A 21,667-nucleotide genomic window follows, 5' to 3' on the forward strand; every position below is an offset into this window, starting at 1 on the left:
GAAGTTAAGCTAATAATTTTTATATATGATTAGAAATTCTAATCAAAATCCTCTCCCTGGCAAGCACGATACTCCAATATGCTTGGCAACTCGCTCTTGAAGAAGTCAATCAACACCCGCACTGCCGGTGACAAGCCACGTCGCGTCGGGTACAGCATGACGAGCCGCCCATCCTTTGGTCGCCACTGCGGCAGCAGCAGCTGCAAGCGACCATCTGCCAGTTCCTCGGCACAGCTATACAGGGGCAGGCCAGCCACCCCCAGCCCGGCCAGTGCCGCCTGCTTCAGTGTTTGAACATTGTCGCTACGTAGCAGTACGTTGACTCGTACATCCTGGTAGCTGCCAGATTCGTGGCGCAACAGCAAGACATCAGCGCCACCGTCCAGCGGACCAAACATCAGGCTGTCATGCCCCTCCAGCTGTTGCGGCAATGGAACATCCCCCCATTGCGCCAGCCATGCCGGCGTGGCCAGCAATCCCCATTGGGCGGTACACAGACTAACCTGCACCAGGCTGGAAGATGCCTGTTCAAAGCCAACACCACGCACCACCACATCCACGCCCTCTTCCAGCAAATCCACCTGGCGATTACTGGCCTGCACCGCCAATCTGACCTTGGGATAGCGCTGCATGAAAGCAGGCAGCAGACGGGACAACACGGCATCGGCAATGGCAATCGGTACGCTCAGGCGCACCTGGCCACTGGGCTCCTGCTGGCGCTGGCGTACGGCTGCTTCACCCGCCTGGGCTTCGGCCAGCATGGCCAGGCAGTGGGCATACAGCGCTGCACCGGCATCGGTCAGCCGCAGATTGCGCGCGTTACGCTGCAGCAGGCGCGTTTCCAGTCTTTCTTCCAGCAAACTGACCCGGCGCGAAATGCGCGACTTGGGCAGGCCCAGCGAACGGGCAGCCGCGCTGAAGCCCTGGCGCTGCACCACTTGGGAAAACAGAAACAGATCGTTCAAATCAAGTGCGAGCGGAATCATGGGTATTTCCTTGCGTACAGCCTGCAGAATATCGTTCTACCAGTGGAACGATAAATACGATTTTTCCTATATTTTAATCCTGAGTCCCTTGCCCATAATACCTCCACGCAATCAAGCCTTTCGTACAGTCCCTACCCAAACCAGACCACGGGGCATGGCCAGATTGTTTCAACCACATCGCAAAGGACCAAGCCATGAAAATCCGCCAACTGCTCTCCGCCACCCTGATCGGCCTTGCCACCCTGTCTGCCGCGAGCGTCTCCATGCCCGCCGCCGCTGCTGTGCCGGCAGCCGTGCAACAGAATGCCAACCTCAGCATGCTGTCGCGTGACAACACTGTGCTGCTGCTGGTTGACCATCAAGTCGGTCTGATCAGTGGCGTGCGTGATACCACGGTTGGCGATCTGAAGCATAACGTTGTGGCACTGGCCAAAGCAGCACGCACCCTGGGCGTGCCGGTTATCGTAACGGCCACCATGCCGGACGGCATGTGGGGCCCGACCATGCCGGAACTGACTGCCGCCCTGCCCGGCGTACAGGTGATCAGCCGCACCATGATCAATGCCTGGGATGATCCGAAAGTCCGAGCAGCCATTGAAAAAACTGGCCGCAAGCAAATTGTGGTGGCTGGGGTATCGCTGGAAATCTGTGCCAGCTTCCCGGCACTGTCAGCCAAGGCTGCTGGCTATGATACCCGCGTGGTACTGGATGCCTCCGGCACCTTCAACGAAACCAAGCGCACCTCCGGCCTGCAGCGCCTGTTGGGTGCTGGCATCCCGGTAACCGACTATGCCACGGTGGCGGTGGAAATGCTGCGTAGCAATACCGATCCCAAGGCACACGATGTTTATGGCGATCTGGACATGCCGTTTGCCACCCTGGTATGGCAGATGCAAAGCGGCTTCACCAAGAAGTAAGCCATTGCACTGAAACCAGCCAGCGCCTGCTTGGTGGCGCTGGCTGCAAACCGCCCTCCGTTAAGCCAGACAGAGCAGATTCATGATGAAACAAGCAGACAAGATCGCCGTGGTAACCGGTGGTTCACGTGGTATTGGTGCAGCCATCGCCCGCAAACTGGCCAGCCAGGGCGCGCAGGTGGTGATTGTTTATCGCAGCAATCAGCAACAGGCTGAGTATGTTGTCGCCGACATCATCAGCCAGGGTGGCAAGGCGGTAGCCTATGCGGCCGATGTCAGTCAGGAACAGGACGTGCGCGATGTGCTGTCCGTCATCGCCACACGCTTTGGCCGCATCGACATCCTGATCAACAATGCCGGGGTGTTCGAGGGGCGCAGCCTGGCCGACGTGGATGCCGAGCATATTGCCCGGGTGTTCGACGGCAATATGGGCAGCATGCTGCTGATGACCCGCCATGCCCTGCCGTTTTTTCCCGAACTTGGCGGGCGCATCGTCAATGTGTCCAGCAATCTGATTTACGCACCACGCATTGGCACCGCCATTTACTCGGCCAGCAAGGCGGCCGTCTCGGTACTGACCCACGCCTATGCCCTGGAACTGGGGCCGCGCGGCATTACCGTCAATGCAGTGGCACCAGCCATGACCGAAACCGACATGACCGCCGCCACGCCGCTGGCCCGCCGCGAAGCCGTGGCCAATGGCACGCCACTGGGGAGGGTGGCACAACCGCAAGACATCGCCGACGTGGTGGCATTCCTGGCTAGCGAAGACGCACGCTGGATTACCGGCCGCACCCTGCTGACCGATGGCGGCCTGACCGATGCCCTGTAAGGCTGAGGCTGACATGCATGTACTGACGGTGGAGCTGACCATCGAACCGGAATGTCTGGCGGAATTCCTGCAAGAGCTAGGGCAGTTCAGCCGCTTCATCCTGCAGCAAGAGGCAGACTGCCTGCGCTTTGAAGTCTTCCAGAACGATGACGACCCCTGCCGCATCCTGCTCATGGAAGGCTGGAGCAGCCGCCGTCATCTGGAAGAGGTGCAATTGCAGCGGGCGTATTACCAACCCTACTTCGCCAAGGTTCAAAGCATGTTTGCCGCAGCGCGACTGCTGCGGCACTGGCAGCCCCGGCCACTTTAGTGCGGCTAACAAAATAGCGCACTCCCAAGGCTAAAGCCGCAGCACGCTTTTAGTCAGCCACGCTCAACAACGCTGCGGCCGTTTGGCCCGGCGGCAATCAGGATGACGCAACTGAAGATTTCCGCACCGGTCCACGGCCAGCCGCTCACCATCGGCACAGGCTTCCAGGCCCAGCATTTTGGCGAGCAGATGTTCGCAGGGCTGATTGACCCGGTGGTGATGGTGGACCACTTCCACATGACCAGCCCCACTTTTGAACCGCACCCGCACGCTGGTATCTCTGCCGTAACCTATATGTTCGAAGACGCCAGCAGCCCACATGTCAATTACGACTCCATGGGCAATCAGGGCCCCATCGTGCCAGGTGCCCTGCACTGGCTGGCCGCCGGGCGCGGCGCGGTACATACCGAACAACCGGAAGGCAGCAATCCGCACGTGCATGCACTGCAGATTTTCGTCAACCTGCCGGCCAGCAAGAAAATGCAGCCACCGTTTGCCGTCCATGCCGAACCGGCAGACATCCCGGAGTACCATGCTCCGGGCGTGCGGGTACGGGTGGCAGCCGGTAGCAGCAATGGCATCCATGCCGCCCATACGGCAGCACTGCCGGAAGCCTTTACCTTGCTGGATGGCTTTATGGATCCAGACCAGCGCTTTGCCCATGTGCTGGAACCCGGCTGGAACGCCATGCTCTACGCCATCAATGGCCCGCTGCAACTGCAAGCCGCAGGCCAGACAGTAGACATCCCGGCAGGCAGCGCAGTCGGTATCGGCCTGGAAGCCACGGCAGTGCAATCTGCCCAACTGCAGCTGTACGCGGCGGCAGGCTGTCACTTTGTCTTATTGTCCGGCCCGGCGCTGAACGAGCCGCTGGTCAAGCACGGCCCCTTTGTGATGAATAGCAGCGAGGAAATCAACGACCGCGTTCGTGCTTATCAGCGCGGCGAGTTCGGCCAATTGAACGACGACTGGCTGCACAACAGTCGGCAACCCGCATGACGCCCCCGGCCCAGCCTTCAGCCACAGCGGCCACCCACTGGCCTGCCTTGCTGATTGCCATCTTCGCAGGCGCTGCCGGTGCCTTCTGCCTGGGCAAGGTGCCAGCGGTGCTTGGACTGTTGCGTCATGAGCTGGCGCTGACGCTGGTGCAAGGCGGCTGGATCGCTTCGGCCTTCAACAGCCTCGCCATTGTGCTCAGTCTGTTTATGGGCTTGCTGCTGGCGCGCTGGAATGCCCTGCAAGCAGGCGTCATCGGTCTGCTGCTGTTGCTGCTTGGCGGCGGACTGGCCCTGCCAGCAAGCGGACTAAGCATGATGCTGGCTTCGCGCGTCATCGAAGGCATCGGCTTTTTGCTGGTATCAGTGGCCATGCCCGGCATGATCGTCAGCCTGGCCAGTGAGCGGGACAAGCGGCTGGCGCTCAGCCTGTGGGCGGTAAACCTGCCGCTGGGTGCCGCCATCGGCATGCTGCTGACGCCCGCATTGGCGGCACTGGGGGGCTGGCGGCTGGCCTGGCTGGCCGGCATGGCGCTGCAGCTGCTAGCCATGATATTGCTACTGGCATGCAAGCCGGTGTTCCGGCAATGCGGCACGCAGGCACCGTCATCTACAGCGCAGCAGGCAGCACCGTTTGCCGTGCTACGCCAGTCGGCAGTCTGGCGCTATGGCCTGGCTTTCATGCTGTATACGCTGATGCTGTGGGCGGTGTTTGTCTGGCTGCCAACCATGCTGCATGGTCGGCCGGATTTGAGCACCAGCCGTATTGCCCTGCTGTCGGCGCTGGCCGTGGTAGCCAATATTCCCGGCAATCTCGTCGGAGCCTGGTTGCTGCGTCGAGGCATGGGGCGCGATACGCTGATTTGCACCGCACTAGGGCTGATGGGGCTGAGCGGCCTGCTTGCCTTCTGGCCCGGTCTGTCGCCGGATGCTGCCTATTTGCTGTGCCTGGTGCTTTCCTTCTGTGGTGGTGCCGTACCGCCGGCGGCCCTGTCTTCTGCGCATGGGCTGAGTCGCGGCCCGGTGCGGCTGGCTATTTTGCAAGGCTACTTTGTGCAACTGGCCAATGTCGGCCAATTGCTCGGCCCCTTGTTGCTGGCAGCCATGGTGGCAGGCTCCACCGACTGGAGCGTGGCACGCTGGCTGTTTCTGGCAGGTGCCCTGCTTGCCGCCATGCTGTTTGCCATGCGGCCACGCAGCCATTAGCATGGCTTTCTTCTGTCATTGCCGGAGCCTGCCGTGCTCGACCCGAAACAACTGGAAGCCCTGTCTGCCGTGGTGGACAGCGGCGGCTTCGACAAGGCGGCACGCAAGCTGTTTTTGACCCAGTCGGCCATTTCCCAGCGCATACGCCAGCTGGAAGAGCACCTGGGGCAACCAGTGCTCACCCGCACCAGCCCACCGGCCCCCACCACAGCAGGCCGCCTGCTGCTGCAACACTTCCGTCAGCTCAGCCTGATGGAAGGCGAACTGCTCAATACCCTGCTGCCGGATGGAGAGCAAAGCGACTTCACCACGCTGTCTGTCGGTGTGAATGCCGACAGCCTGGCCACCTGGTTTCTGCCCGCCGTGCAAGAACTCATGCAGCGCCGCCGCTTGCTGTTTGACGTGATGATGGATGATCAGGACTATACGCACGAGCTGATGCGCAGTGGCCATGTGGCTGGCTGTATCGGCACCCGCGACACGCCGATACAGGGTGGCGAGTGCCATTTTCTCGGCTGCATGCGCTATCTGTGTCTGGCCACGCCAGACTTTGCCGCCCGCTATTTTGCCGATGGGTTTACCCACGCGGCCCTGGCGCAAGCACCGGCCATCATTTTCAGCGGCAAGGACGATCTGCACAGCCAGTTTCTGCGCCAGGTAGCCAGCTATGACGGCAGCACACCCCATCTCACCCTGCCCACGCCGCAGGGCTTCGTGCAGGCAACCCGGCTGGGGCTGGCTTACAGCCTGCTGCCGGAGCTGATGATAGACGATGACCTGGAAAGTGGCCGCTTGCAGGATTTGCTACCCGGGCAGTATGTCGACCTGCCGCTGTATTGGCATCACTGGCGAGTGGAGTCCTCACTGGCCGCAGACCTGAGTGCCGCCCTGCTCAACTGGGCGCGGCAGGTGTTGCGCCAGCAACGGCCCGAGCGTTGACAGCTGTCAGCCGCAAGAGCAAGATCACGCGCCCTGCTTCAGGATTCAGAAAACATGCCGCAGCACACTCCCACCCCGGCCCAGTGGGCCGCGCTCGAACAAGCAGCCCGCGCCGCAGCCACTCAGGCCTATGTCCCGTATAGCCGCTTTGCCGTTGGTGCCGCCATTCTGGATGACAAGGGCCTGATACACCCCGGCTGCAATGTGGAAAACGCCAGCTATGGCCTGACCAACTGCGCCGAGCGCACTGCCATCTATTCCGCACGGGTACTGCACGCGCTGCAGGAGATTGTGGCGGTCTGCGTCTACACCCCCACCGCCACCCCGACTTCGCCCTGCGGCGCGTGTCGTCAGGTGCTAAACGAATTTGGCCCCGGCATGCTGGTACGCTGCATCTGCGATGGCAGTGAACGCATCGACACTACGCTGGATGTTTTGCTGCCCCACGCTTTTGGCCCGAAAAACCTGAGTGATGCCAGCAGCGACAGCTAGTTGCCGCCGGTGCCAGTACTACCGGCCAGCTGTGCTGGGTACATAAAAAAACGGAAGCCCTCAGGCTTCCGTTTTGTTTTGCGCTGTGTAGCGCAGTCTGCTTAACCCACCCAGCGGCGTGCCGAGGCAAACATGCGGAACCAGGCACCGTTTTCGCCCCAACCTTCCGGATGCCAGCTGTTTTGCACGGTACGGAATACACGTTCCGGGTGCGGCATCATGATGGTAAAGCGACCATCGGCGGTGGTGACACCGGTAATACCTGCCGGAGAGCCGTTCGGGTTCAGCGGATAGGTTTCGGTCGGCTTGCCGTTGAAGTCCACATAGCGCAGCGCGGTAATCACGCCATCCTGCGCACCCGGCGCAAACACCGCACGGCCTTCACCGTGGCTGACCACGACCGGCAGCTGGCTGCCCACCATGTCGGCCAGGAAGATGGATGGCGATTCGGTGACTTCCACCATGGTGAAGCGCGCTTCAAACTGCTCGGAGGCGTTGCGCTGGAACTTCGGCCAGTGCTGGGCACCCGGAATGATGCCGGACAGATTGGACATCATCTGGCAGCCATTGCACACGCCCAGCGCGAAGGTATCACCGCGCTGGAAGAAGGCTTCAAACTGCTCGCGGGCACGCGGGTTGAACAACACGCTCTTGGCCCAGCCTTCACCAGCACCCAGCACGTCGCCATAGCTGAAGCCACCGCAGGCCGCCAGGCCCTTGAAGTCTGCCAGCGAAACGCGCCCGCTGATGATGTCGCTCATGTGCACGTCAACCGCCTGGAAACCGGCGCGATCAAAAGCAGCACCCATTTCCAGCTGGCCATTCACACCCTGCTCACGCAGGATGGCCATGCGCGGACGCGCGCCGGTAGCAATGAACGGTGCTGCCGGGTTTTCTTCGGTATCGAAGGACAGCTTGGCCGACAGGCCCAGGGCCTTGGCGTCAGACAGCAGCAGGTGCTCGCTGTCGGCGCAGGCCGGGTTGTCGCGCATGCGCTGCAGGCGGTAGCTGGTTTCGCTCCACGCCTTGTGCAGATCGATACGGCTTTCGTTGAACAGCTCTTCGCCATGATGATTGATGATCAGGCGGTCCTTGTTGTTGATCTTGCCCAGCACAAACAGCTCGCGGCCAATGCCAGCAGCCATGAAGCGGGAAATCACTTCGGACGTGTGCGCCTTCTTCACCTGCAGGACGGCACCCAGTTCTTCATTGAACAGCACACGCATGATGCGGCCATGGGTGGCGGCTTCGACTGTCGGCTGTACAAAGTCATCGATGAAGCGTTGGGTGTTCTTGCGTTCGATCACCAGTTCCTGCAGATCAACCGTCAGGCCCACATGGCCGGCAAACATCATTTCCGCCAGAGTGGCAAACAAGCCGCCATCGGAACGGTCGTGATAGGCCAGCAGCATGTCGTCACGCAGCAGGCTTTGCACGGTATTGAAGAAGGCAGCCAGTTGGGCCGGGCTTTCCACGTCCGGCGCACGGCCTTCCATCGCCTTCCATACCTGGCCATAGATGGAGCCGCCCAGACGGCAGCGACCATAACCCAGGTCCACCAGAATGATGTCGGTGTCTTTTTCGTCACGCAGTTGCGGGGTTACCGTCTTGCGTACGTCTTCCACCGGCGAGAAGGCGGTTACGATCAGCGAAACCGGTGCAGTCACCGACTTCTTCTCGCCCTGTTCTTCCCACACGGTTTTCATCGACAGCGAGTCCTTGCCCACCGGAATGCTGACGCCCAGATCCTGGCTCAGCTGCGATACCGCTTCCACGGTTTGGTACAGGCGGGCTTCTTCACCCGGGTGACCGGCAGCGGCCATCCAGTTGGCGGACAGCTTGATATTGCCGATGTGGCTGACAAAGCTGGCGGCAATATTGGTGAGCGATTCACCAATAGCCATGCGGCCGGATGCAGCAGCATTGAACAAGGCGGTCGGGGTGCGCTCGCCCATGGCCATGGCTTCGCCACGATGGCTGTTAAAGCCCATGGTGGTGACGGCTACGTCGGCCACCGGCACCTGCCACGGGCCAACCATCTGGTCGCGGGCGGTCATGCCGCCTACCGAACGGTCGCCGATGGTGATCAGGAAGGACTTGTCAGCCACGGCCGGATTACGCAGCACGCGGTAGGCGGTTTCCTTCAGCGGGAAGCGCGAGGCATCGAATACGCGGAATTCCAGCGGCACGGTCTTCACGTCGCGGGTCATGCGCGGCGGCTTGCCCAGCAACACTTCCAGCGGCATGTCCACCGGATTGTTATTGAAGTGGTCGTCGCGTACTTGCAGGTGGCCGTCATCGGTAGCCACGCCCAATACGGCAAACGGGCAGCGCTCGCGTTCGCAAATGGCGGTGAAACGTTCCAGATCCTGCGGCAGGATGGCCAGCACGTAACGCTCTTGCGATTCGTTGGACCAGATCTGCATCGGGGTCATGCCCTTTTCTTCCAGATGCACCTTGCGCAGGTGGAAGATGGCACCGCGACCGGCGTCGTTCACCAGTTCCGGGAAGGCATTGGACAGACCACCGGCACCCACGTCGTGAATCGACACGATGGGGTTGTTGCTGCCGTACTGCCAGCAACGGTCAATCACTTCCTGGCAGCGGCGTTCGATTTCCGGGTTGCCGCGCTGTACCGAGTCGAAGTCCAGGTTTTCGCTGTTGGCACCGGTATCCATCGAGGACGCCGCGCCACCACCCAGGCCGATCAGCAGGCTGGGGCCACCCAGCTGGATCAGCAACGCGCCTTCCGGGATTTCGTTCTTGTGAATCTGTTGCTGCTGAATGCTGCCCAGACCACCGGCAATCATGATCGGCTTGTGGTAGCCGCGCACTTCGCCATCGACAACTTCTTCAAAGGTACGGAAGTAGCCGGTCAGGTTAGGACGGCCAAATTCGTTATTGAAGGCAGCGCCGCCAATCGGCCCATCCAGCATGATTTGCAGGGCGGAGGCAATGCGGCCCGGACGGCCGTATTCGGCTTTGTCTTCGCTGTACACTTCCCACGGCTGCACAAAGCCCGGAATGTTCAGGTTGGATACGGTAAAGCCGGTCAGGCCGGCCTTGGGGCGCGAACCACGACCGGTAGCGCCTTCGTCGCGGATTTCGCCACCGGAGCCGGTGGACGCACCCGGGAACGGGGAAATGGCGGTCGGGTGGTTGTGGGTTTCCACCTTCATCAGGATGTCGGTGGGCTCGGTGGTGAAGCCGTACTCAGCCGATTCCGGTGCCGGATAGAAGCGGTCGATGAAGGCACCTTCAATCACCGAGGCATTATCCTTGTAGGCCATCAGCGTGCCTTCCGGATGAGCATCGTGCGTGTCACGAATCATGCGGAACAAGGACTTGCCCTGCTCTACGCCATCAATCACGAACTGCGCATTGAAAATCTTGTGACGGCAATGTTCCGAGTTGGCCTGGGCAAACATCATCAGCTCAACGTCGGTGGGGTTGCGGCCCATGCGGGTGAAGTTTTCCACCAGGTAGACGATTTCGTCTTCGGACAGCGCCAGGCCCAGCGCGCGGTTGGCCTCTTCCAGTGCGGCACGACCGCCAGCCAGGATATCCACGCTGGTCAGCGGCTGCGGGTCCATGTGCACGAACAGCTTGTCAGCATCATCCAGCGCTGGCAAAACGGTTTCGGTCATGCGATCGTGCAAGAGGCCCGCCAGAATCTGACGAGCCTCTTCACTTAAAGATACACCGGCGGTGCTTACCCAGTAAGCGGTGCCGCGCTCGATCCGCAGCACTTGTTCCAGCCCGCAGTGACGGGCAATATCGGTAGCCTTGGAGGCCCAGGGAGACAGCGTACCCAGTCGTGGCGTCACCAGGAACAATTCGCCCTGCGGCACTTCGGCATACGGAGCCTCGCCGTAGTTGAGCAGCTTGCCCAGAATGCCTTGCTGTTCGGTCGAGAGTTCGCTTTCGCTCTCGGCAAAATGCCAGAATTCGGCTTTCAGGCTAATCTCGGGCAGGCCGGCTTCTTTGGCGGCAGCGAGAAGTTTTTCAAGACGAAACTGGGACAGGGCGGCACCGCCCCGCAGCTTGAGAATGGTCGACATGCAACACTCGCGACAAGTATCAGGAAAGCGCGTCATAATACAGCAAAACAGGCCATACATTAAGGCCATTCTGCGGCGAATGTCGGGCTATCAATCGTCCACAGCGCATTTACGGAACAATAAAGTCACCGCAAGGAGCACCTGAGCATGAAAAAAATCGAAGCCGTGATCAAACCCTTCAAGCTGGACGAGGTGCGCGAGGCCCTGTCCGACCTTGGCATCAACGGCCTGACCGTCACCGAGGTCAAGGGTTTTGGCCGCCAGAAAGGCCACACCGAGCTGTATCGCGGCGCAGAATACGTGGTTGATTTCCTGCCCAAGGTAAAGGTGGAAGTGATTCTGGCTGACGACCTGGTAGACCGCGCTATCGAAGCCATCGTGGCGGCTGCCCGTACCGGCAAGATTGGTGACGGCAAGATCTTTGTCACCGCCGTCGAGCAGGTAGTGCGCATCCGTACCGGTGAAACCAACGAAGACGCCATCTGATCAACAGCTGGCCGCATCCCGCCTGCTGCCAGCTGCATGAAAAAGGCCGCTTATGCGGCCTTTTTTGCACTCAATCGTGGCGAGTCGATTACTTCCACACCTTCCACCACGGCATTTCTTCCACTTGCCACGGCTGCGCCAGATATTTGCTGTTGGGATAGTTCAGCGCCAGCACGCGCTTGGCGTCGCCACCAAGCTGCGTCATGCCCAGCTTGTCGTAGGCTGCCGACATCAGCGCCAGTGCTTCTTCCGGATACTTGGTATTGGAGTATTCCTTCACCACGTTCTGCGCACGGTTGGCTGCTGCCAGGTAAGCACCGCGCTTCATGTAGTAACGCGCCACGTGCATTTCGCCGCCACCCAGTGCATCCACCAGACGATTCATCTTTTCCAGCGCATCCGCACTATACTTGCTGTTCGGGAAGCGCGTGGTCAGCTCGCGGAAGGCAAGGAAGGATTCGCGGGCGGCTTTCGGATCGCGCTCGCTCATGTCCTGACCGGCCCACTTGGACAGCATGCCCTGATCGTCGTTGTAGTAGACCAAACCCTTCAGGTAGTACACGTAGTCCACATTAGGGTGGGCCGGATGCAGCTTGATGAAGCGGTCGGCAGCGGCAATGGCTTGCTCCGGCTCGTTATCCTTGTAATGGGTATAGGCCAGGTCCATTTCGGCCTGCTGGGCATAGCGGCCATAGGGGTAGCGCGCTTCCAGCGTTTCGTACAGCTTGACAGCACGGGTATAATTACCGCTGTTCAGTTCATCCCGAGCTTCCGAGTAGAGCTTTTCCACGGTCCAGCCGCGCGTTTCGTCGTAGGTTTCCGTGGTTGCACAACCGGCAAGCCCCATCACCAACATTGCTGCTACAACGTATCTTTTCATGACCGATCCTTACTTTGACTCGGAGGATTATAGCGATATCTCGGAAAACGAGGTATCTGCTCGACAACAGCTGGAGGTTCCGCTATCCATGGGTAGCGAACGCCTGGATGCAGCTCTTGCCAAACTCCTCCCCGATTACTCCCGCAGCCGCCTGACCCAATGGATCAAGGATGGCCATGTACTGGTGGACGGTAAAGTCGTCCCCCCGAAAACCCGACTGCTGGGTGGCGAAAAGCTGGACGTTACCATTGTTCAGTCAAATGAAGAAATGGCTTTCCATCCTGAAGCCATGGATTTGCCCATTGTTTACGAAGATGAACACATCCTGGTGGTCAATAAACCGGCCGGCCTGGTGGTGCATCCGGCCAGCGGCAACTGGACTGGCACCTTGCTCAACGGCCTGCTGCACCACTGCCCTGCCCTGGCCCACGTGCCGCGCTCAGGCATCGTGCATCGGCTGGACAAGGACACCAGTGGCCTGATGGTGGTGGCCAAAACCATCCCGGCCCAGACCGAACTGGTACGCCAACTGCAGGCGCGTACGGTAAAACGCATCTACCGTGCGATTGCTGATGGCGTGGTGCCGTTTGACGGCACCATCAGCACCCAGATTGGCCGCGACCCGCACAACCGTCTGAAAATGGCGGTGCTGAAGTTTGGCGGCAAACCGGCCATCACCCATGTACGGGTGCTGGAGCGCTTTGACAGCCATTCCTATGTTGAATGCAAGCTGGAAACCGGCCGCACCCACCAGATTCGCGTCCACATGAAAGAAGCCCGCCATCCGCTGGCCGGAGACGCCGTATACGGCAACCCGCGCCACAAAATGGACGAGTACGTGGCCGACGCGGTCAGGCTGCTGGGCCGCCAGGCGCTGCATGCCTACAAGCTGGCGCTGGTACACCCCGGCACCGGTGAGGAGCGCAGCTGGCAGGCCCCCATGCCGGAGGACTTCATGCATCTGCTCAACACCCTGCGCGGTGAAGCTGGCGAGCGCATGGAGCAGGCAGCCGCCATCCAGGAGGAAGACGGCGAAGAGTGGGACGAAGAAGATGAAGATGACGACGACGATGGCGACATCGAGGTGATCTATGTCCGTGACTGATCCCGCCAGCCATTGGCTGCAGGCCGACTGGCCTGCACCGGCCAATGTGCGCACCCTCATCACCACCCGCCAGGGTGGCTGCAGCTTGCCGCCATTCAACAGCTTCAACCTTGGCACCCATGTCGGGGATGATGCCGAGGCTGTTGCCACCAACCGCGAGCTGCTGCGCACCCAGCTGCCAAGCGAACCGGCCTGGCTGAACCAGGTGCATGGCACCCATGTGGTGAATGCCGCCGAAGTGGGCGACAGCCTGCTGGATGCCGATGCCAGCGTTGCCAACCAGCCTGGCAAGGTCTGCGTGGTAATGACGGCAGACTGCCTGCCGGTACTGCTATGCAATGATGAAGGCACGGTTGTTGCCGCCGCCCATGCCGGCTGGCGCGGGCTATGCGACGGCGTGCTGGAAGCCAGCGTGGCCGCCACCGGCGCAGACCCCGCCAGCCTGATGGCCTGGCTAGGCCCGGCCATTGGCCCGGATGCCTTCGAAGTGGGCGCAGAAGTGCGCGCCGCCTTTATGGCAGCCGACCCCGCCGCCGACCACGCTTTCGTTGCCATTGGCGAAGACAAATACCTGGCCGATATCTATCTGCTAGCGCGCCAGCGCCTGGCAACGCTGGGGGTTGACCGGGTATTTGGTGGCGATTTCTGCACCGTCATCGACCGCGAGCGCTTCTTCTCCTACCGCCGTGACAAGGTAACCGGGCGCATGGCCAGCCTGATCTGGCTACAGCCGCAAGACTAAGCCATCACCTATCCACGGCAGCCCACACCGCATGGTGTCGGCTGCCGTTTTTTGTGCTGATTACCACCCTGCCCGGCGCAAGGCGCGGCTGAAAAAGATGAAGTGTCATTAATTTTTCATGCCAAAGGCGTAGCGGCTGCGCAACAAAAGCCAAATACCAAATATTGTGGCGTCCCTGCATCAGCAGCCAAAAGCTTGTCTTTGCAGGGTTTATTGCCCGCACCAAATGCAGGCAGCCCTGCCTCAAAAAAATCCTATGCCTCTGCAAGCCTTATCTGGCGTGGATTTCACATTTTCCGGCGCACTGTCAAGACTTGCCCCATCGCGCACAGAACACTAGAATTTGCGTCTTCTGTGCAGTACAAACATATATATTGTGTTTATTCACAAGGCACACACAGCTTTTCAACAGACTTGTCCACAGCCCATGTCCAGCCGCCTGCCGGCCACATCGGCCAAGACGCAAACCACCCAAAGAGGGCCCCATGCAACTGACCACCTTTGAAGGGCAAACTGCCGCCGAGCTCGGCCGTGCCGCCGCCCCCCAGGCCGACTTCAGCCACTACAAGACCATTCGCCGTAATGGTGCCGTCGTGGCTTTCGAGCCGGTCAAGATCTCCATCGCCATGACCAAGGCATTCCTGGCCGTGATGGGGCATCAAGGCGCCACCTCCGCCAGCATTCGTGACAAGGTAGCCCAGCTGACCGAACTGGTGGTCAACGCCCTGATGCGTCGCAAACCGGAAGGCGGCGCCATTCACATTGAAGACATTCAGGACCAGGTAGAACTGAGCCTGATGCGCTTTGGCGAACACGACGTGGCCCGCGCCTACGTGCTGTACCGCGAACAACGTTCGCAAGAACGCGCTGCCCGTGGCGAGGCACTGACCCAGATTCAAATCAACGTCATCCGCAAGGATGGCCGCAAGCAGCCGCTGGACATTGCCCGCCTGCGCGCCGGCATTGAATCCGCCGCCCAGGGTCTGGCTGGCATCGACATCGACGCCATCCTGTCGGAAACCCTGAAAAACATTTACGACGGCGTGCCGCTGGACGAAGTCAATAAATCGGCCATTCTGGCTGCCCGCTCCATGATTGAGCAGGACCCGGCCTACGACTACGTTACCGCCCGCCTGCTGATGGACAGCATCCGTCTGGAAATTCTGGATGAATCGGTCAGCCAGGAAGAAATGGCCGAGCGCTATGCGGAATACTTCCCGCAATTCATCAAAAAAGGCATTCAAGCCGAACTGCTGGACGAACGTCTGGCCGAGTTCGACCTGAAAAAACTGGGTGCCGCACTGGACGCCAAGCGCGACCTGAAGTTTGGCTACCTGGGCCTGCAAACCCTGTTTGACCGCTACTTCCTGCACATCGACGGCACCCGCATTGAAATGCCGCAGGCTTTCTACATGCGTGTGGCCATGGGCCTGGCACTGAACGAAGTGAACCGCGAAGCCCGCGCCATCGAGTTCTACAACGTACTGTCCAGCTTCGACTTCATGTCGTCCACCCCGACGCTGTTTAACTCCGGCACCCGTCGCAGCCAGCTGTCCAGCTGCTACCTGACCACCATTGCCGACGATCTGGATGGCATTTACGAAGGCCTGAAAGAAAACGCCCTGCTGTCCAAGTTTGCTGGCGGCCTGGGCAACGACTGGACCCCGGTGCGCGCCATGGGCAGCCACATCAAGGGCACCAACGGCAAGTCGCAAGGTATTGTTCCCTTCCTGAAAGTGGTAAACGACACCGCCGTGGCGGTAAACCAGGGCGGCAAGCGCAAGGGCGCGGTATGTGCCTACCTGGAAACCTGGCACGCCGACGTGGAAGAGTTTCTGGAGCTGCGCAAGAACACCGGCGACGACCGCCGCCGCACCCACGACATGAACACCGCCAACTGGATTCCGGACCTGTTCATGAAGCGCGTGATGGAAGGCGCGGAATGGAGCCTGTTCTCGCCGTCGGAAGTGCCGGATCTGCACGATCTGTACGGCTCTGCCTTCGAAAAGCGCTATCAGCACTACGAAGCCATGGGCGAACGCGGCGAAATGAAGGTGTACAAGCGCATTCCGGCCCTCAGCCTGTGGCGCAAGATGCTGACCATGCTGTTTGAAACCGGTCACCCGTGGGTTACCTTCAAGGACCCGTGCAACATCCGCAGCCCGCAGCAGCACATGGGCGTGGTACACAGCTCCAACCTGTGCACCGAAATCACCCTCAACACCAACGACGACGAAATCGCGGTGTGCAACCTGGGCTCGGTCAACCTGGCCGCCCACATGGGTGCCGATGGCAAGCTGGATGCCGACAAGCTGCAACGCACCATCCGCATCGCCCTGCGCATGCTGGACAACGTGATCGACATCAACTTCTACCCGGTGAAGAAGGCGCGCAATTCCAACCTGAAACACCGTCCGGTGGGCATGGGCATCATGGGCTTCCAGGACTGCCTGCACATGAAGCGCGTACCGTACGCCTCGCAGGAAGCCGTGGAATTTGCCGACGAAGCCATGGAGCTGGTGGCCTACCACGCCTACTGGGCTGGCACCGAACTGGCCGAAGAACGTGGCCGCTACCCGTCGTACAAGGGCAGCCTGTGGGACCGTGGCCTGCTGCCGCAAGACAGCATCAACCTGCTGGCAGCCGAACGCGGCGGCTATCTGGAAATGGACCGCACCGAACGCCTGGACTGGAACGCCCTGCGTGAACGCATCAAGCAACACGGCATGCGCAACTCCAACACCCTGGCCATCGCCCCGACTGCCACCATCGCCAACATCATTGGCGTGTCTGCCAGCATCGAGCCGACCTACCAGAACCTGTTCGTCAAATCCAACCTGTCCGGCGAATTCACCGTTACCAACGAATACCTGGTGCGCGACCTGAAAAAAGCCGGCCTGTGGGACGAAGTGATGGTGGCCGACCTCAAGTACTTTGACGGCAGCCTGGGCCGCATCGACCGCATTCCGGCCGAGCTGAAAGCCATCTACGCCACCGCGTTTGAAATCGACCCGAAATGGCTGGTGGAAGCCGCATCCCGCCGCCAGAAATGGATCGACCAAGCCCAGTCGCTCAACCTGTACATGGCCGGTGCATCAGGCAAAAAGCTGGACGACCTGTACAAGCTGGCGTGGATTCGCGGCGTGAAGACCACCTACTACCTGCGCACCCTGGCAGCCTCCAGTGCCGAGAAATCCACCGGCAAGGGCGGCGAGCTGAACGCAGTGGCCAGTGGCCTGAACCCGGCTTACAACGCCGCCGCCGAACAAAGCGCACCGGCAGCCGAAGTGGACAACACCCCGGCCACCGACGCCAAGTTCTGCAGCATTGACAACCCAGACTGCGAAGCTTGCCAGTAAGGCAAGCGAGCAGGATGGATTGACGCGAAGCGACAACCCGGACCCCTGTCGTCCCACGACAGGGCAGCTTGAAAAGCTGGCGAAGACTGCCAGCAACACAACCGCAAATAGCTGACCGCTCACCCGGTCAGCCCATTTCCAAACCGCTTGCCCGCAGGCGGTTTCCGAATGGGGAAGTGTAAAAGCAAACAAAGGCGCAGCCGGCATGGCCAGCCCTTATCTGAAACAGCCGATAAGGCGTAAACAATCAGAGATGCATATGACACTTCAGGAATTTTTCAACCGCTACAGCCAGGCCTACGCGGCCCTGGATGCGCGTGCGGTCTACGCCATGTTCACCCGCCCGTTTACTGCGGTACACCATGGCCAGATCGCCACCTTCGGCAGCAATGAAACCGAAGCGCTCTACCAGGCCACCGTGGGCATATTGGAGTATTACCGCGTCCAGGGTGTAAGCAGCGCCAACTGCCACATTACTGAAGTACTGCCCTTTGGCAACGACCTGGCCACCGTCAAGGTGCGCTGGACAGCACAACGCCATCAGGGCGAGCCGTGGGTGTTCTCCACCGCCTATCACCTGATACGGGAAAACCGCGAATGGCGCATTTACGGCCTGGCGCAATTTGAAGAACACGGGCAACAAGCCCACTAAGCCGCACAAGCTTCTCAAGCCGGTTGGCCACAGCCGGCTTCGGAAGCAAACCGCAACAGCAACGGGGAGACAGGCATGAGCACCACCCTATTCTGCACCGCCAGCCGTGCAGCGCAGCACCCGGAGCAAGACCGCTTTCGCAAGCTGGGCCTGGTACTGGTAGACCTGCCGCTCGCGCTGCGAGATACACCGGCCACGCCCCGCACTGCCATCCGCATCATGCGCCAAAGCGCCATGCTGCTGGAACAGCCCCCATGCCAGCCCGCCGCAGAAACCAGCATGCACCGCATGCCGGGCGCGGGCCAAACCATCCAGCTGACCACCCCCATGGGCGTGGCCGGCAAATAAACACGGAGAATCCAATACATGTTGAGCTTTGACGACACCCCGGCACAAAAACCGGCCGTAGCCCCCACCGACAGCAACAACGCAGGCCGCGTTAACGCCGTGGACAAGAAAGTCATCAACGGCACCACCGACGTCAACCAGCTGGTACCGTTCAAACACAAATGGGCCTGGGAGAAATACCTCGCCCAATGCGCCAACCACTGGATGCCGCAAGAAGTAAACATGCAGCGCGACATCGAACAATGGAAAACCGGCCAACTGTCCGAAGACGAAATGCGCATCGTCAAGCGCAACCTGGGCTTCTTTGTTACCGCCGACAGCCTGGCTGCCAACAACATCGTGCTGGGCACCTATCGCCAGATCACCAGCCCGGAATGCCGCCAATACCTGCTGCGTCAGGCCTTTGACGAAGCCATCCACACCCACGCCTACCAATACATCGTGGAAAGCCTGGGCCTGGACGAAGGCGAAGTATTCAACGCCTACAACGAAATCAAATCCATCCGTGACAAGGACGAATTCCTGATTCCGTTTATCGACGTACTGTGCGACCCGGCCTTCAAAACCGGCACCCTGGAAACCGACCAGAAACTGCTGTGCTCGCTGATTGTGTTTGCCTGCATCATGGAAGGCCTGTTCTTCTACGTCGGCTTTGTACAAATCCTGGCACTGGGCCGTCAAAACAAAATGACCGGCGCAGCCGAGCAGTACCAGTACATCCTGCGTGACGAATCCAGCCACTGCAATTTCGGCATCGACCTGATCAACACCATCAAGCTGGAAAACCCACAGCTGTGGACCGAAAGCTTCAAGGCCGAAATCGTCGAGCTGTTCAAACAAGCCGTGGAACTGGAATACGCCTACGCCGAAGACACCATGCCGCGTGGCGTGCTGGGCCTGAACGCCAGCATGTTCAAGGAATACCTGCGCTTCATCGCCAACCGTCGCATGCAGCAGATTGGCCTGGATCAGTTGTTCCCGGGTGTGAACAACCCCTTCCCGTGGATGAGCGAGATGATTGACTTGAAGAAGGAGAAGAACTTCTTTGAGACCCGCGTGACGGAGTATCAGACTGGCGGGGCGTTGAGCTGGGATTGATTTAACTTGTCAGAAATCGGAAAGCTTGAAATTTTGTAGCCAAAGTTTGAAATTTCCGATATTCAAAGCATGAAATCTTGCTTTGCTCAAAGAAAAGGCCCTGTATCTGCAGGGCCTTTGTCATGTTCAGGGGCGGTAGCCGTCCATAAAACAGCTACATCCCGGTAAGAACGCAGACTTCGGCTTGTCGACCAATGCAGCCGCATGCCATGTCTCATTGCATTGGCAGCTACTTACAAGCAAGCCGCCTTATCTCGGCATCCGCCGACATGCATGGCGCATGCCATTATGTCAATGGGTTGAAAATTTATCCAAAGCACCCTAATTCAGTAACTTGATGCACACCATCCTTATGAAAAGGGAGGTAATGCATCTGAGCCTACGAATCACCCACTTATTGAAACAGACAAGTCTTTGATAGATGAATTCCTTATTCACCTGATTTGTGCCAAAACAAAACCACACATCCATTCCGAGAAGGAAAAATGGAAAAATGGAAAAATGGAAAAATGGAAAAATTTTATCTCTCTGAAAAAATAAAATCAGACATATTAAATAAAATAGATGGCATCCATGCCCTAGTAACTCAAAAAGAGCAAATACACAACCGGTGCACTGAATGTTTCCTTCGTCCCGGCCAACCGGACAATGACAAAAACCTTAATATTCTAAATCAGGCATTGGGTGATGCAATTCTGAACTCAATGGCATCACTGATAGATTATTACTGTATTTATTGCATGATTAAAATAGGGGTGGGTGCAGATAAAATAAAGAAAGTTCAATACCGCTCCATTGGGAAAAAATTATTAATAGAAAGCAGTCGCTTAACAAAAGAAGAAAAAGAAAAATATTCGCTAGATATTTTTCATAAAAGATTCGAAGAGAGATTGTTGGCAGAGTGCGACATTAAGGCAGAAGATGTCAATCGTTATTATTATTGGATTGGCTATCTATCAGATGCTATATCAAAAACACTTTGTGAATACGGTGTTTTAGGGAGCAAAAGAGCTTCGTTGGTTTTTGATCCCCATGAAAGTAGTCTGGAATTTTGCAGTGCGATAATGGAATATCATCACTACATGGAATTTCTTTATTGCAACCCTTGCAAAAGCTCCGGGATAAAGTTTAGCATTTACATCGATTTAAATAATTGCCTTAAACACAACGCGATCCCTTACGTAATGCAACGAATAGAGGAATTCAAAGACCCTAATGAAAAAAGAATCTACTCATTCTTTGAAATAGAAAACTATAAATCAATATTCATTAAGGATGGCTTCTTGAGGGAAATTTCAGAAACTGATTTCAATGAAATAAAATCCAACCTGGAATTTAAATCCATCAATGGAAATTATCAGTCATGCCCCTTGGAGCAACAATGGGAGATTGGAGGAATTATTGGTATTGACAAAACCAATGGCTTCGTTAGCGAAGATGGGGAGACCTTATTTTTTTTCGTGGATGGGGTGTTTTTTGCAAAGACAAGGAAATCCACTCTCGTCGATGCTGGAAAGAGCTTCAAAACTGTTTTGAAATTCTTAATTGAGGAGATAAAAGGCAGGGTTCAGTATTTGGCCGATAAATAGTGTTTACTGTTCCCCGCAAGCGGGAGACTTGAAAACGAGGAAAAATCCACCTAGCAGGAGGGCGATGCTATCCCTATCGACAGGTCACTTCCCCCGACGTATTGTTGGGGAGCAGGCAGGTAGTGCGGATGTTCCATAGCAATGTCAGGCGACGTGTACGTGACCTGTCCTTCGTGACGTGGTTGCGCTTAACCGCTATCGTCGAAGGTGACACGCGTTGGTACAACCTGCCGCAGCAAGCCACGACATAGAAATCCTGCGCCGGCTCCCTACGGCAGGGTGCTTTATCGTCATGAGCGGTAGCGCGCAGCGTCACAAGCGCGAAGGATTGATGCCGGATCGCCGTGACAGCAAATTCGACACTGGGTGTAGCCTGAAAGCTCGGTGACGCATCGCGCCGACAAGCCTAAATTATCCTCGTTTAATAGGGTATCCGACGGCGACTAATTTTTCTTCAATTTTTCGAATCGTGTTTGCAATGGCGTTCTGCGCCCCGTGGCGGGTTGTATAAGCAGCTTCACCAGGGTAAACACCGCCTTTCACCAATTCGCAGAAAATTTTGTCACGTTTGTCTTCTGGAATGCCAGCGCTATCGCACAAATCGTCGAATGGACTTTGAATCGCCCCTTCTTTCCTAGACACTTCGAGAGCCTCACACTAGGCCCCACAA

At 58.3% G+C, this 21,667-nt stretch carries 19 protein-coding genes; 15 read left to right on the forward strand and 4 right to left on the reverse strand.

Features of this window, described 5'->3' with window-relative positions; translation table 11 throughout:
• Window positions 1–38: 38 nt before the first annotated feature.
• Window positions 39–986, reverse strand: coding sequence for a LysR substrate-binding domain-containing protein (locus ACODR9_RS01650; RefSeq protein WP_488807263.1), 948 nt, complete (start codon window positions 984–986; stop codon window positions 39–41).
• A gap of 194 nt (window positions 987–1,180) precedes the next feature.
• Between ACODR9_RS01650 and ACODR9_RS01655 the strand changes: the two genes are divergently transcribed.
• The 7 genes from ACODR9_RS01655 to ACODR9_RS01685 all read left to right on the forward strand — a co-directional run bounded on the left by ACODR9_RS01655 (window position 1,181) and on the right by ACODR9_RS01685 (window position 6,677).
• Window positions 1,181–1,903, forward strand: coding sequence for an isochorismatase family protein (locus ACODR9_RS01655; RefSeq protein WP_488807264.1), 723 nt, complete (start codon window positions 1,181–1,183; stop codon window positions 1,901–1,903).
• Between the two features lie 82 nt (window positions 1,904–1,985).
• Window positions 1,986–2,735: an SDR family NAD(P)-dependent oxidoreductase gene (locus ACODR9_RS01660; RefSeq protein ID WP_488807265.1), complete on the forward strand. Its 750-nt coding sequence runs from the start codon at window positions 1,986–1,988 to the stop codon at window positions 2,733–2,735.
• A gap of 13 nt (window positions 2,736–2,748) precedes the next feature.
• A complete protein-coding gene (locus tag ACODR9_RS01665; RefSeq protein ID WP_488807266.1) occupies window positions 2,749–3,045 on the forward strand; it encodes a putative quinol monooxygenase in 297 nt (98 codons plus the stop codon).
• A 102-nt stretch (window positions 3,046–3,147) separates the two neighbouring features.
• The gene (locus ACODR9_RS01670) at window positions 3,148–4,044 is read left to right on the forward strand and encodes a pirin family protein (RefSeq protein WP_488807267.1); all 897 of its coding nucleotides are present in this window, start codon (window positions 3,148–3,150) and stop codon (window positions 4,042–4,044) included.
• Window positions 4,041–5,246 carry an MFS transporter gene (locus ACODR9_RS01675; RefSeq protein ID WP_488807268.1) on the forward strand — a complete coding sequence of 402 codons (1,206 nt, stop codon included), beginning with the start codon at window positions 4,041–4,043 and terminating at the stop codon, window positions 5,244–5,246. Before ACODR9_RS01670 ends, ACODR9_RS01675 begins: the two co-directional genes overlap by 4 nt.
• A 33-nt stretch (window positions 5,247–5,279) precedes the next feature.
• The gene (locus ACODR9_RS01680; protein ID WP_488807269.1) at window positions 5,280–6,185 is read left to right on the forward strand and encodes a LysR family transcriptional regulator ArgP; all 906 of its coding nucleotides are present in this window, start codon (window positions 5,280–5,282) and stop codon (window positions 6,183–6,185) included.
• Between the two features lie 54 nt (window positions 6,186–6,239).
• Window positions 6,240–6,677: a cytidine deaminase gene (locus ACODR9_RS01685; RefSeq protein ID WP_488807270.1), complete on the forward strand. Its 438-nt coding sequence runs from the start codon at window positions 6,240–6,242 to the stop codon at window positions 6,675–6,677.
• Window positions 6,678–6,778: 101 nt separating this feature from the next.
• On the opposite strand, the gene purL is transcribed toward ACODR9_RS01685, so the two are convergent.
• Entirely contained in the window at window positions 6,779–10,738 is a 3,960-nt protein-coding gene (gene purL / locus ACODR9_RS01690; RefSeq protein WP_488807271.1) for a phosphoribosylformylglycinamidine synthase, read from the reverse strand.
• A 147-nt stretch (window positions 10,739–10,885) separates the two neighbouring features.
• Here purL and ACODR9_RS01695 point away from each other — a divergent pair, with 147 nt between their 5' ends.
• Window positions 10,886–11,224 (forward strand): P-II family nitrogen regulator, encoded by a 339-nt coding sequence (locus ACODR9_RS01695; protein ID WP_045846995.1) that lies wholly within the window; start codon window positions 10,886–10,888, stop codon window positions 11,222–11,224.
• Window positions 11,225–11,312: 88 nt separating this feature from the next.
• On the opposite strand, the gene ACODR9_RS01700 is transcribed toward ACODR9_RS01695, so the two are convergent.
• Entirely contained in the window at window positions 11,313–12,104 is a 792-nt protein-coding gene (locus ACODR9_RS01700; RefSeq protein ID WP_488807272.1) for an outer membrane protein assembly factor BamD, read from the reverse strand.
• Between ACODR9_RS01700 and rluD the strand changes: the two genes are divergently transcribed.
• The 7 genes from rluD (at window position 12,103) to ACODR9_RS01735 (ending at window position 20,997) form a co-directional block, all read left to right on the forward strand.
• A complete protein-coding gene (gene rluD / locus ACODR9_RS01705; RefSeq protein ID WP_488807273.1) occupies window positions 12,103–13,209 on the forward strand; it encodes a 23S rRNA pseudouridine(1911/1915/1917) synthase RluD in 1,107 nt (368 codons plus the stop codon). The two genes, ACODR9_RS01700 and rluD, sit on opposite strands and share 2 nt — an antisense overlap.
• Window positions 13,196–13,951, forward strand: coding sequence for a peptidoglycan editing factor PgeF (gene pgeF, locus ACODR9_RS01710; protein WP_488807274.1), 756 nt, complete (start codon window positions 13,196–13,198; stop codon window positions 13,949–13,951). The genes rluD and pgeF overlap by 14 nt, the downstream gene beginning before the upstream one ends.
• Window positions 13,952–14,436: 485 nt before the next feature.
• A complete protein-coding gene (locus ACODR9_RS01715; protein WP_488807275.1) occupies window positions 14,437–17,310 on the forward strand; it encodes a ribonucleoside-diphosphate reductase subunit alpha in 2,874 nt (957 codons plus the stop codon).
• A 259-nt stretch (window positions 17,311–17,569) separates the two neighbouring features.
• A complete protein-coding gene (locus ACODR9_RS01720) occupies window positions 17,570–17,962 on the forward strand; it encodes a DUF6841 family protein (protein WP_488807276.1) in 393 nt (130 codons plus the stop codon).
• 75 nt (window positions 17,963–18,037) lie between these two features.
• Window positions 18,038–18,310: a hypothetical protein gene (locus tag ACODR9_RS01725; RefSeq protein WP_488807277.1), complete on the forward strand. Its 273-nt coding sequence runs from the start codon at window positions 18,038–18,040 to the stop codon at window positions 18,308–18,310.
• A gap of 18 nt (window positions 18,311–18,328) precedes the next feature.
• On the forward strand, window positions 18,329–19,408 hold the full coding sequence (locus tag ACODR9_RS01730; RefSeq protein ID WP_488807278.1) for a ribonucleotide-diphosphate reductase subunit beta: 1,080 nt from the start codon (window positions 18,329–18,331) through the stop codon (window positions 19,406–19,408).
• Window positions 19,409–19,893: 485 nt separating this feature from the next.
• Window positions 19,894–20,997 (forward strand): hypothetical protein, encoded by a 1,104-nt coding sequence (locus ACODR9_RS01735; RefSeq protein WP_488807279.1) that lies wholly within the window; start codon window positions 19,894–19,896, stop codon window positions 20,995–20,997.
• 411 nt (window positions 20,998–21,408) lie between these two features.
• Here the strand turns inward: ACODR9_RS01735 and ACODR9_RS01740 are convergent, their stop codons facing one another.
• Window positions 21,409–21,639, reverse strand: coding sequence for a hypothetical protein (locus tag ACODR9_RS01740; RefSeq protein ID WP_488807280.1), 231 nt, complete (start codon window positions 21,637–21,639; stop codon window positions 21,409–21,411).
• Window positions 21,640–21,667: the final 28 nt, after the last annotated feature.

The organism is Aquitalea sp. FG25, from assembly GCF_057809375.1.

Coding starts and splice junctions, on each gene's coding strand:
- ACODR9_RS01695 (WP_045846995.1), top strand. CDS start 10,886: ATGAAAAAAATCGAAGCCGTGATCAAACCCTTCAAGCTGGACGAGGTG.
- ACODR9_RS01715 (WP_488807275.1), top strand. CDS start 14,437: ATGCAACTGACCACCTTTGAAGGGCAAACTGCCGCCGAGCTCGGCCGT.
- rluD (WP_488807273.1), top strand. CDS start 12,103: ATGACCGATCCTTACTTTGACTCGGAGGATTATAGCGATATCTCGGAA.
- ACODR9_RS01670 (WP_488807267.1), top strand. CDS start 3,148: ATGACGCAACTGAAGATTTCCGCACCGGTCCACGGCCAGCCGCTCACC.
- ACODR9_RS01700 (WP_488807272.1), bottom strand. CDS start 12,104: ATGAAAAGATACGTTGTAGCAGCAATGTTGGTGATGGGGCTTGCCGGT.
- ACODR9_RS01730 (WP_488807278.1), top strand. CDS start 18,329: ATGTTGAGCTTTGACGACACCCCGGCACAAAAACCGGCCGTAGCCCCC.
- ACODR9_RS01660 (WP_488807265.1), top strand. CDS start 1,986: ATGATGAAACAAGCAGACAAGATCGCCGTGGTAACCGGTGGTTCACGT.
- ACODR9_RS01720 (WP_488807276.1), top strand. CDS start 17,570: ATGACACTTCAGGAATTTTTCAACCGCTACAGCCAGGCCTACGCGGCC.
- ACODR9_RS01735 (WP_488807279.1), top strand. CDS start 19,894: ATGGAAAAATGGAAAAATGGAAAAATGGAAAAATTTTATCTCTCTGAA.
- ACODR9_RS01725 (WP_488807277.1), top strand. CDS start 18,038: ATGAGCACCACCCTATTCTGCACCGCCAGCCGTGCAGCGCAGCACCCG.
- ACODR9_RS01685 (WP_488807270.1), top strand. CDS start 6,240: ATGCCGCAGCACACTCCCACCCCGGCCCAGTGGGCCGCGCTCGAACAA.
- ACODR9_RS01675 (WP_488807268.1), top strand. CDS start 4,041: ATGACGCCCCCGGCCCAGCCTTCAGCCACAGCGGCCACCCACTGGCCT.
- ACODR9_RS01665 (WP_488807266.1), top strand. CDS start 2,749: ATGCATGTACTGACGGTGGAGCTGACCATCGAACCGGAATGTCTGGCG.
- ACODR9_RS01655 (WP_488807264.1), top strand. CDS start 1,181: ATGAAAATCCGCCAACTGCTCTCCGCCACCCTGATCGGCCTTGCCACC.
- ACODR9_RS01650 (WP_488807263.1), bottom strand. CDS start 986: ATGATTCCGCTCGCACTTGATTTGAACGATCTGTTTCTGTTTTCCCAA.
- purL (WP_488807271.1), bottom strand. CDS start 10,738: ATGTCGACCATTCTCAAGCTGCGGGGCGGTGCCGCCCTGTCCCAGTTT.
- pgeF (WP_488807274.1), top strand. CDS start 13,196: ATGTCCGTGACTGATCCCGCCAGCCATTGGCTGCAGGCCGACTGGCCT.